General features: G+C 70.4%; 13 protein-coding genes. 6 read left to right on the forward strand and 7 right to left on the reverse strand.

The genetic code is table 11. The features are described from left to right. Positions 1-1085 (forward strand): MFS transporter (locus BHU15_RS35500; protein WP_069630879.1); only part of this gene is annotated, 1085 nt, incomplete at its 5' end. Next, positions 1082-1513, forward strand: a complete 432-nt coding sequence (locus tag BHU15_RS35505; protein ID WP_069630880.1) for an iron chaperone — start codon at positions 1082-1084, stop codon at positions 1511-1513. The genes BHU15_RS35500 and BHU15_RS35505, both read left to right, overlap by 4 nt. 71 nt (positions 1514-1584) lie before the next feature. On the opposite strand, the gene BHU15_RS35510 is transcribed toward BHU15_RS35505, so the two are convergent. The 3 genes from BHU15_RS35510 to BHU15_RS35520 all read right to left on the reverse strand — a co-directional run bounded on the left by BHU15_RS35510 (position 1585) and on the right by BHU15_RS35520 (position 3718). Continuing rightward, positions 1585-1830 (reverse strand): DUF6243 family protein, encoded by a 246-nt coding sequence (locus BHU15_RS35510; RefSeq protein ID WP_069630881.1) that lies wholly within the window; start codon positions 1828-1830, stop codon positions 1585-1587. 195 nt (positions 1831-2025) lie between these two features. Then, entirely contained in the window at positions 2026-2241 is a 216-nt protein-coding gene (locus BHU15_RS35515) for a hypothetical protein (protein ID WP_023541938.1), read from the reverse strand. Positions 2242-2335: 94 nt separating this feature from the next. After that, complete coding sequence (locus BHU15_RS35520; protein WP_023541937.1) at positions 2336-3718, reverse strand: glycine--tRNA ligase; 1383 nt, start codon at positions 3716-3718, stop codon at positions 2336-2338. Positions 3719-3859: 141 nt separating this feature from the next. Here BHU15_RS35520 and BHU15_RS35525 point away from each other — a divergent pair, with 141 nt between their 5' ends. The 4 genes from BHU15_RS35525 (at position 3860) to BHU15_RS35540 (ending at position 7179) form a co-directional block, all read left to right on the forward strand. After that, complete coding sequence (locus tag BHU15_RS35525; RefSeq protein WP_069630882.1) at positions 3860-4882, forward strand: metal ABC transporter substrate-binding protein; 1023 nt, start codon at positions 3860-3862, stop codon at positions 4880-4882. Positions 4883-4986: 104 nt separating this feature from the next. Beyond that, the gene (locus BHU15_RS35530) at positions 4987-5757 is read left to right on the forward strand and encodes a metal ABC transporter ATP-binding protein (RefSeq protein WP_069630886.1); all 771 of its coding nucleotides are present in this window, start codon (positions 4987-4989) and stop codon (positions 5755-5757) included. Between the two features lie 2 nt (positions 5758-5759). Further along, a complete protein-coding gene (locus BHU15_RS35535) occupies positions 5760-6671 on the forward strand; it encodes a metal ABC transporter permease (RefSeq protein WP_023541934.1) in 912 nt (303 codons plus the stop codon). Positions 6672-6732: 61 nt separating this feature from the next. Further along, positions 6733-7179 carry a Fur family transcriptional regulator gene (locus BHU15_RS35540; protein WP_069630883.1) on the forward strand — a complete coding sequence of 149 codons (447 nt, stop codon included), beginning with the start codon at positions 6733-6735 and terminating at the stop codon, positions 7177-7179. 56 nt (positions 7180-7235) lie between these two features. Here the strand turns inward: BHU15_RS35540 and BHU15_RS35545 are convergent, their stop codons facing one another. The 4 genes from BHU15_RS35545 to BHU15_RS41815 form a co-directional block, all read right to left on the reverse strand. Further along, positions 7236-8054, reverse strand: a complete 819-nt coding sequence (locus tag BHU15_RS35545) for an isoprenyl transferase (RefSeq protein ID WP_069630884.1) — start codon at positions 8052-8054, stop codon at positions 7236-7238. A gap of 13 nt (positions 8055-8067) precedes the next feature. Then, complete coding sequence (gene recO, locus BHU15_RS35550; RefSeq protein ID WP_069630885.1) at positions 8068-8817, reverse strand: DNA repair protein RecO; 750 nt, start codon at positions 8815-8817, stop codon at positions 8068-8070. A gap of 34 nt (positions 8818-8851) precedes the next feature. Next, on the reverse strand, positions 8852-9547 hold the full coding sequence (locus tag BHU15_RS35555; RefSeq protein ID WP_255293288.1) for a response regulator transcription factor: 696 nt from the start codon (positions 9545-9547) through the stop codon (positions 8852-8854). Next, positions 9544-9845: ATP-binding protein (locus tag BHU15_RS41815; RefSeq protein WP_497210043.1), on the reverse strand; the 302-nt coding region annotated here is incomplete at its 5' end. The genes BHU15_RS35555 and BHU15_RS41815, both read right to left, overlap by 4 nt.

A 9845-nucleotide genomic window follows, 5' to 3' on the forward strand; every position in this document is an offset into this window, starting at 1 on the left:
AGACCCACGCTCAGCAGCCCGTCCCACTCGCCGCGTGGGCCGGGCTGCTGAGCGTGGGTCTGCTGGTGGGCGTGGCGCTGGCGACGGGCACATCGGCCGTGTTCTTCCAGACCGCGTACACCGCCTATCTGCCGACCATCCTGGCCCCCGAAGACCAGCCCGAGGGCAACGCGAAACTGCACGGCAGCGCGTCCGCGGCGCAGATCGCCGGGCTCGGATCGGGCGGTCTGATCGCGCAGTTGGCGGGCGCGGTCAACGGGATGTTCGCCAACGCGGCGACCTTCCTCGTCTCGCTCCTGTGCCTGTCCCGCATCCGCCACCGCGAGCCGCGCGTCCCGAGGACACCCCGCCCGCGCGGCGCGCTGGCCTCGGAGGTCGGCGAGGGTCTGCGGCTGGTCGCGCGCGATCCCTGGCTCCGTACGCTGACGCTCTTCGGCGCCGCGTCCAACCTGGCCCTGATGGGCTATCAGTCGATCCTGGTCGTCTTCCTGGTCCGGACAGTCGGCCTGGACCCCGGGCCGGTCGGCGGGCTCGTCGCGGCGGCCGGTACGGGCGGCGTGGCCGGGGCCTTCGCCGCGCGCCGCGTCGCGGCCCGGCTGGGCACCGCACGCGCCACGCTGGTCTTCGAGCTGGGCCTCGCGGTGTTCGCGCTGCTGATCCCGCTGACCGTCGGCGGGGCCGGGGTGCTGTTCTACGTGGCGGGCGGATTCTGCGTCGCGGCGGGTGTGGTGGCGGGCAATGTCATCAAGGCAAGCTTCCAGCAGCGCTACTGCCCGCCGGAACTCCTCGGCCGCCTCACCGCGAGCACGGCCTTCCTCAACTACGGCACCATCCCGCTCGGCGCGCTCCTGGGCGGCACGCTCGGGACGGTGCTCGGTGTCCGTACGGCGATGTGGATCACCACGGCGGGTGTGCCGCTCGCCGGGCTGATCCTGCTGTTCTCACCGGTCGGCCGCGCCAGGGACCTGCCGGCGTCGCGGGAGCGGGGTGCGGGCGCGGGGATCGGTCAGGATTCGAGAAGCGTCCCGTCTCCCGGCGCGGCTAGCGTCAGCGGCGATCCCGACCTGGAGAGTGAACAGCGATGAGCACCGACGGCTTCTCCGAGCAAGAGCGCGCCGCGATGAAGGCACGCGCCGAGGAACTGAGGAAGGAGGCGGCCGGTGGCCGGGGCAGGAAAGCCGCCACGGACGAACTCGACGTGCTGTCGAAGATCGCGGAGATGGAGGCGGCGGACCGCGCGGTGGCCGAACGCGTCCATGCCGTCGTCACCGCCAACGCCCCTGAGCTGGCGCCGAAGCTCTGGTACGGGCAGCCCGCCTACGCCAGGAAGGGGAAGGTGGTCTGCTTCTTCCGCAGCGGGCACACCGACAAGGAGCGCTACTCGACCTTCGGGTTCACCCCCGAGGCGAATCTCGACGACGGCGGTCTGTGGGCGACGTCGTTCGCCGTGACCGGACTGGACGACACGTCGGAGGCCGTCCTCGCCGCCCTCGTCAAGAAGGCGGTGAGCTGACCCGTAACGCGTACGGCCCGGACCACCGAAGTGGTCCGGGCCGTCGTCGTCGCTATGTCAGAAGCCGTGCGTCACGACTGGGCGGCGGGCCCGTCGGTCGTGTCGGTGGCGGCGGTGTCGGCCGCGGTGTCCGTGGCGCCTTCCCCGGACTCCGTGCCGGTCGCCCGCTCGCGCATCTTCCGCACGAGTTCCTGCTTCTTGTCCTCGGCGACCTTGCGGTCGGCGTTCCGGCTGGGGCCGTTGCCCTGCTGGTCGGCGCGGGACAGCTTCTTTCGCTGTCCGCCCACGCCGAGAAGGTTGTTCCGGCTTTTTGCCACGGGTTCTCCCGAATTGGTGAAGGCGAAGTGATCTGCGGATGCGTCTGGTGAGAGGCGGACCGTGACCGCCGCGTTCTCACTCGTAGATCTGGAAGAACATGCCCACGACGCTACCACCGGGCGGGTGGCGCCCGTCACCTGATTTTCCGCCCCCCGACCGCCCCTCGACCGCCCCGCGACCGCCCGTGTCCGCTCTCAGCCGCCGCCGGTCACCGTCGGATCCACCGTCGCCTGGTGCGCCTCGGTCAGGTGCTCCTCCGCCTTGAGCCACGGCAGGAACTGCGCGTTCTTGCTCCAGCCGCAGGTCTCGCACGTCAACGCCCGCTGCATGCCCGCCTTCTGGACATGGACGACGTGCTCGCGGCCGTGCTGGTCCCATCGGCTTACCTTGCTGCTGGTCGTGGGCGGCATGAGTGCCTCCTGTTGACGAATGCGGCCACTGAGCAGTGTGCGACGAAGCCCCCGGCTCCGTCACGGAACCGGGGGCTTCGAGCCACGACCGTAATCAGCAGCCGAGCAGCCGCTCCGCCAGGTACCCCTGGATCTGGCTCAGCGAGACGCGCTCCTGCTTCATGGTGTCGCGCTCGCGCACGGTCACCGCGTCGTCGTCGAGGGTGTCGAAGTCGACGGTGACGCAGAACGGCGTACCGATCTCGTCCTGCCTGCGGTAACGCCGGCCGATCGCGCCCGCGTCGTCGAACTCGATGTTCCAGTTCTTGCGCAGGTCGGCCGAGAGGCCCTTCGCCTTCGGCGACAGCTGCGGGTTGCGCGACAGCGGCAGCACCGCGACCTTGACCGGCGCCAGGCGCGGGTCGAGCCGCATGACGGTGCGCTTCTCCATCACACCCTTCGCGTTGGGCGCCTCGTCCTCGTTGTACGCGTCGAGGAGGAAGGCCAGCATCGCGCGGCCGACACCGGCGGCGGGCTCAATGACGTACGGCGTCCAGCGCTCACCGGCCTCCTGGTCGAAGTACGACAGGTCGTGGCCGGACGCCTTGGAGTGCGCGGTGAGGTCGTAGTCGGTGCGGTTCGCGACGCCTTCGAGCTCGCCCCACTCCGAGCCGCCGAAGCTGAAGCGGTACTCGATGTCGGCGGTGCGCTTGGAGTAGTGGGAGAGCTTCTCCTTCGGGTGCTCGAACCAGCGCATGTTCTCCTCGCGCAGGCCCAGGTCCCGGTACCAGTTCCAGCGCTGCTCCATCCAGTAGTCCTGCCACGTCTCGTCCTCGCCGGGCTTGACGAAGAACTCCATCTCCATCTGCTCGAACTCGCGCGTGCGGAAGATGAAGTTGCCGGGCGTGATCTCGTTACGGAAGGACTTGCCCATCTGCGCGATGCCGAACGGCGGCTTCTTGCGCGCCGTCACCTGCACCTGGGCGAAGTTGGTGAAGATGCCCTGCGCGGTCTCGGGACGCAGATACGCGACCGAGCCGGAGTCCTGCGTCGGGCCGAGGTGGGTGGAGAGCAGCCCGGAGAAGGACTTGGGCTCGGTGAAGGTGCCCTTGTTGCCGCAGTTGGGGCAGTTGAGGTCCTTCAGGCCGTTGGCCGGCGGCTTGCCGTGCTTCTCCTCGTACGCCTCCTCCAAGTGGTCCGCGCGGTAACGCTTGTGGCAGGAGGTGCACTCGGTGAGCGGGTCGGTGAACGTGGCGACGTGACCGGAGGCCTCCCAGACCTCGGTGGCCAGGATCACCGACGAGTCGAGACCGACAACGTCCTCGCGCGAAGTGACCATGTAACGCCACCACTGGCGCTTGATGTTCTCCTTCAGCTCGACCCCGAGCGGCCCGTAGTCCCAGGCGGCACGCTGTCCGCCGTAGATCTCGCTGCACGGGTAGACGAAGCCACGGCGCTTGCTCAGGTTGACGATGCTGTCGATCTTGTCGGCGGCCACGGTGCTCTCTTCATTACGACGACGAACGGCGAATGCCTCAGATTAGCGGCGGGCGCACCCCCTGTATCAAATCGGTGTCCCGCAGTGGCCCTCACCACCTCTTGTTGACAATCGTTTCCACTTTTGTTGAAAATGACTGTCATGAACGTACGACGCCTGATACCCACCGCCGCGCTCGCCGGGTCCCTGACCCTCGGCCTGGTCGCGCTGTCCGCGCTGTCCGGGTGTTCCCCCTCCGACGCGGCAGACGACGCCGGCGGCGGCGCCGGGAAGAGCGGCGGCAAGCTCGCGGTGGTCGCGTCGTTCTACCCCATGCAGTATCTGGCCGAGGAGATAGGCGGCAGCCACGTCGACGTCTCCACGCTCACCAAGCCGGGCGTCGAGCCGCACGACCTTGAGCTGGGGACCCGGCAGGCCGCCCAGCTCGGCGAGGCCGACTACATCCTCTACCTCAAGGGGATCCAGCCCGCCGTCGACGAGGCCATCAGCGCCGCCGGCGTGAAGAACACCGTCGACGCCGCCTCCCTCACGACGCTGGAGAAGCACGGCGCGGAGGTCGGCCACGACCACGGCGACGAGCACGCGGACGAGCACGCGGGCGAGGAGCACGCCGAGGAGGACCACGCCCACGAGGGCGAGGCCGGCACCGACCCGCACATCTGGCTCGACCCCGTGAAGTACGCCGAGGTCGCCAAGGGCGTCGGCGCCTCGCTGGAGAAGGCCGACCCGGAGAACGCCGCCGCGTACCGGAAGAACACCACCACCGTCGTCGAACGCCTCACCGCCCTCGACAGCGCCTTCGAGCAGGGCCTCGCCGACACCGCCACCAAGACCTTCATCACCACGCACTCGGCCTTCGGCTATCTCGCCGAGCGCTACGGCCTCACCCAGGAGTCCATCGCGGGCATCTCCCCCGAGTCCGAGCCCAGTCCGGCCCGGATCAAGGAGCTGCGTACCATCGCGGCCAAGGACAAGGTCGGCACGGTCTTCTTCGAGACGCTGGTCAGTGACAGGACGGCGAAGACCGTCGCCGCCGACAGCGGTCTGAAGACGGACGTCCTGGACCCCGTCGAGGGAATCACGGACAAGTCCAAGGGCGCTGACTACGTCGAGGTCATGGAGTCCAACCTCGCCGCGCTGGAGAAGGCCCTCGGCGCGAAGTGAACCAGCCCACCGCAGCAACGGAGGTACGGGACGTGACGACGACGCAGACGGAGTCCGCCGGTCAGGACACGAACGGGGCGAAGGACGCCACCACCCCCACCGTCCTGTCCCTGCGCGGCGCCACCGCCACCCTCGGCTCCCGCCCCGTGCTGCGCGGCATCGACGTCTCCCTGCGGCGCGGCGAGGTCGTCGCGCTGCTCGGCGCCAACGGCTCGGGCAAGTCCACCGCCGTACGCTCCGTGATCGGCCAAGTCCCGCTCACCAGCGGCGAGGTGACCCTCTTCGGCACTCCGCTGCGGCGCTTCCGCGACTGGGCGCGCGTCGGCTACGTGCCGCAGCGCACCACGGCGGCGAGCGGCGTGCCCGCGACCGTCCGCGAGGTCGTGTCCTCGGGGCGGCTGGCGCGCACGGGACTCCTCAGATGGCCCTCCAAGGCCGACAGGGCGGCCGTCCAGCGCGCCATCGACCTCGTGGGCCTCACGGACAGGGCCAAGGACGCGGTCGGCGCGCTCTCCGGCGGCCAGCACCAGAGGGTGCTGATCGCGCGCGCCCTCGCCGCCGAACCCGAACTGCTGATCATGGACGAGCCGATGGCGGGCGTCGACCTGGCGAGCCAGGAGATCCTGGCGGCCACGCTGCGTGACCAGGTGGCGGCCGGTACGACCGTCCTGCTCGTCCTGCACGAACTGGGCCCGCTGGAGCCGCTGATCGACCGCGCGGTGGTGCTGCGCGACGGCTGCGTCATGCACGACGGCCCGCCGCCGAAGGCGGTCGGACAGCACGCGCTGCCCGGCCACGACCCCGAGCTTCTGACCAATCAAAGCTGCCATCCGCACGCGGCCGGTGAGCCGCACCGCACAGGACTGCTGACCTGACCATGGAAATCCTTGAGACCGCCCTCATGCAGCGGGCCCTGATCGCGGCCGTCCTGGTCGGTGTCATCGCGCCCGCCGTCGGCATCTATCTCGTCCAGCGCCGGCAGGCCCTGATGGGCGACGGCATCGGCCATGTCGCCATGACCGGTGTCGGTCTGGGCTTCCTGCTCTCCGCCAGCCCGGTGTGGATGGCGACGCTCGTGGCGATCGTCGGTTCCATCGCGATGGAGCTGATCAGGGCGTACGGCCGCACGCGCGGCGACATCGCGCTGGCCATGCTGTTCTACGGCGGTATGGCGGGCGGCGTCCTGCTGATCAACCTCTCGCCGACCGGCTCCAACGCCAACCTCAGCTCGTATCTCTTCGGCTCGCTCTCCACCGTCTCCGAGGGTGACCTGGACGCGATCTGGGTCCTGGCGGCCCTGGTGGTGCTGGTCACCGTGGGGCTGCGGCGGCAGCTGTTCGCCGTCAGCCAGGACGAGGAGTTCGCGCGGGTCACCGGGCTGCCGGTGCGCGCGCTGAACCTGCTGGTCGCCGTCACGGCCGCCGTGACCGTCACCGTCGCGATGCGGGTGGTGGGGCTGCTGCTGGTCAGCGCGCTGATGGTGGTGCCGGTCGCCGCCGCGCAGCAGATCACCCGGTCGTTCGCGGTCACGTTCGTACTGTCGGTGGTGATCGGTACGGCGGTCACGCTGGCCGGCACGGTCACCTCGTACTACCAGGACGTGCCGCCCGGAGCGACAATTGTGTTGCTGGCCATCGGCGTCTTCCTCGTCCTGACCGTCCTCGCGACACCACTGGCGAGACGGCGGGCGCGGGCGCTGAGGCCGGAGCGGGACGAACACCCGGCGGCGGAAGCGGACGGTCCGGCGGTTCCCGCCATGCGCGGTCCCGCGGACGAGGCCAGGGTCTGACGCGAGCTGGCAGAATGGCCCGGCAGATGAGCGATTCCGGGCAGAAGTATTGGAGGCACCCGTGACGACTGCGCCTGGCGGTGGGGCGAGCACTGCCCCCGTACGCGGCCGATCGACCCGGCAGCGGGCCGCGGTGGCCGCCGCGCTGGACGAGGTGGACGAGTTCCGCAGCGCTCAGGAGCTGCACGACATGCTGAAGCACCGCGGCGACTCGGTCGGACTGACGACGGTCTACCGCACGCTCCAGTCGCTCGCCGACGCGGGCGATGTCGATGTACTGCGCACGAACGACGGGGAGTCCGTCTACCGGCGCTGCTCGACCGGTGATCACCACCACCACCTGGTGTGCCGGGTGTGCGGCAAGGCCGTCGAGGTGGAGGGCCCGGCCGTCGAGCAGTGGGCCGAGACGATCGCGGCCGAGCACGGCTTCGTGGCCGTGGCGCACACGGTGGAGGTCTTCGGCACCTGCGCGGAGTGCGCGGCGGGCAGTGGTCTGTCCGGCCGGTGAGCCGATGAGCCGACGGAAGGGGGCGGGCGCCGCGGCGCCCGCCCCCTTCTCGTGTGCTAGCCCGACTTGTCGGACTGGTTGGGCAGCGCGCCGCCGAAGCGGCGGTCCCGCTGGGCGAACTCCAGACAGGCCCGCCACAGGTCCCGCCGGTCGAAGTCCGGCCAGAGCACGTCCTGGAAGATCATCTCGGCGTAACTGCTCTGCCAGATCAGGTAGTTGGACGTACGCTGCTCACCGCTCGGCCGCAGGAAGAGATCCACGTCCGGCATGTCCGGGTAGTACAGATACTTGGCGAACGTCTTCTCGTTGACCTTGGCCGGGTCGAGCTTGCCCGCCGCCACGTCCGCCGCGAGCGCCTGCGCCGCGTCCGCGATCTCGGCGCGGCCCCCGTAGTTGACGCAGAAGTAGAGCGTCATGGCGTCGTTGTCGACGGTCTGCTCCTGGGCGACCTGGAGCTCCTGGACGACCGACTTCCACATCTTGGGCATCCGGCCGACCCAGCGGATCCGGATCCCCAGCTCGTTCATCTCGTCACGCCGGCGCCGGATGACGTCGCGGTTGAAGTTCATGAGGAAGCGCACCTCGTCGGGCGTGCGCTTCCAGTTCTCGGTGGAGAAGGCGTACAGGGAGAGGTTCTTGACGCCCATCTCCAGGCAGCCCTTGAGCACGTCCAGCACGACGCCCTCGCCGACCTTGTGGCCCTCGGTGCGCGGCAGACCACGCTCCTTGGCCCAGCGGCCGTTGCCGTCCATCACGCAGGCGACATGCTTGGGCACCAGTTCGCCGGGGATCTTCGGCGGGACCGCACCGGAGGGGTGCGGCTCGGGGACCTTGTACTCGCGGCGGGGCCCGCCCAGGATTCCGCGTCGTGCCATGCGCTCGTGTCTCCTAGTTCTTCTCTACATATCTGAGTGAGCGCAGTCCGCGCTCCAGATGCCAGTGCAGATACGCGGACACCAGCCCGCTGCCCTCCCGGACATGACGAGCCTCGCACGCGTCCGCCGTCCCCCAGTCGCCGGTCAGCAGCGCGCTGAGCAGACCCACCGCCTCCGACGACGGTACGACGCTGCCGGGCACCCGGCAGTCACCGCATATGACCCCGCCCGCCGCGACCGAGAAGAACCGGTTCGGGCCGTCGAGGCCGCACTTCGCGCAGTCGTCGAAGCTCGGCGCGTAACCGTTGACCGCGAGGGAGCGCAGCAGGAAGGCGTCGAGGATCAGATGCGGGGCGTGCTCGCCGCGCGCGAGGGTGCGCAGCCCGCCGACGAGGAGCAGATACTGCTGGACGGCGGGTTCGCCCTCGTGGTCGGTGAACCGCTCGGCGGTCTCCAGCATGGCCGTACCGGCCGTGTAGCGGGCGTAGTCGGTGACGATGGCGCCGCCGTACGGGGCGATGGTCTCGCTCTGCGTACAGAGCGGCAGCCCGCGCCCGACGAGTTCGCTGCCGCGCGCGAAGAACTGCACGTCGACATGGGAGAACGGTTCGAGCCTGGCGCCGAACTTGGACTTCGTACGGCGCACTCCGCGCGCCACGGCCCGGACGCGGCCGTGGCCACGGGTGAGGAACGTGATGATGCGATCCGCCTCACCCAGCTTCTGGGTGCGCAGCACGATGCCGTCGTCGCGGAACAGGCTCATGGCGCCATTCTCCCGTACGCGGCGGGCGGGCGTATCAGCCGGGGGCCACGGCCGTGAGCGGCGGATCACCGGGGGTCACCAGCCCCGACTCGTAGGCGATGATCACCAGTTGTGCCCGGTCCCGGGCCTGGAGTTTGCCCATGATGCGGCTCACGTGCGTCTTGGCGGTCAGGGGGCTGAGCCGGAGCGTCTCCGCGATCTCGGTGTTGGTGAGACCACGCGCGACGAGGGCGAGGACCTGCCGTTCCCGGGCCGACAGGCACTCCGGCCCACCGGCGGCCGACGCCTCGGGGACCCGGCTGTGCGCGCTCAGCACGCGGGCGATCAGGCGCGCCGTCGGCCCCGGGGACAGCAGGGAGTCGCCGGCGGCCACCGTCCTGATGGCGGTGAGGAGTTCGGCGGGCCGGGTGTCCTTCACCAGGAATCCGGACGCGCCCGCGCGCAGCGCCTCCACGACGTGGTCGTCGGTGTCGTACGTGGTGAGGACCAGCACCTTGACCCCGGCGAGGTCGTCGTCGGCGGCGATCAGCCGGGTCGCCTCGATGCCGTCGACGTCGGGCATCCGGATGTCCATGACGACGAGATCGGCCCGGGTCGCCCGGACCAGCTCCACCGCTTCCCGCCCGGTCCCGGCCTGTCCGACGACCTCCATGTCGGCTGCGGACTCGACGAGCATGGCGAAGGCGGCCCGGACGAGCCGCTGGTCGTCGGCGAGCAGGACGCGGATCACGAGGACTCCGATCGGGAGGCGGGCGCTGCGGCGGGACCCGCGGCCCCCGCCGCAGCGGCCCGGGCCGGGAGGCCGGCGGGATCGGCCGGGGCGGGGTCGTCGCGGGCGGGGTCGTCGCGGGCTGCGTCGTCGTCGCGGGCGGCCAGCGGCAGGAGCGCCGTCACCCGGAAGCCGTCCGCGTGCGGGGCCGCCACGAGGGTGCCGCCGACGCTGCGGGCGCGTTCGCGCATGCCGACGATGCCGTAGCCCGGTTCCGCGGGCGGCTTGCGGCCGGCGAGCGCGCCGCCGTTGTCGGTGA

The sequence above is a fragment of the Streptomyces niveus genome, from assembly GCF_001723055.1.
Lineage (GTDB): Bacteria > Actinomycetota > Actinomycetes > Streptomycetales > Streptomycetaceae > Streptomyces > Streptomyces niveus.

Coding starts and splice junctions, on each gene's coding strand:
- BHU15_RS35505 (WP_069630880.1), top strand. CDS start 1,082: ATGAGCACCGACGGCTTCTCCGAGCAAGAGCGCGCCGCGATGAAGGCA.
- recO (WP_069630885.1), bottom strand. CDS start 8,817: ATGAGCCTGTTCCGCGACGACGGCATCGTGCTGCGCACCCAGAAGCTG.
- BHU15_RS35525 (WP_069630882.1), top strand. CDS start 3,860: ATGAACGTACGACGCCTGATACCCACCGCCGCGCTCGCCGGGTCCCTG.
- BHU15_RS35535 (WP_023541934.1), top strand. CDS start 5,760: ATGGAAATCCTTGAGACCGCCCTCATGCAGCGGGCCCTGATCGCGGCC.
- BHU15_RS35515 (WP_023541938.1), bottom strand. CDS start 2,241: ATGCCGCCCACGACCAGCAGCAAGGTAAGCCGATGGGACCAGCACGGC.
- BHU15_RS35545 (WP_069630884.1), bottom strand. CDS start 8,054: ATGGCACGACGCGGAATCCTGGGCGGGCCCCGCCGCGAGTACAAGGTC.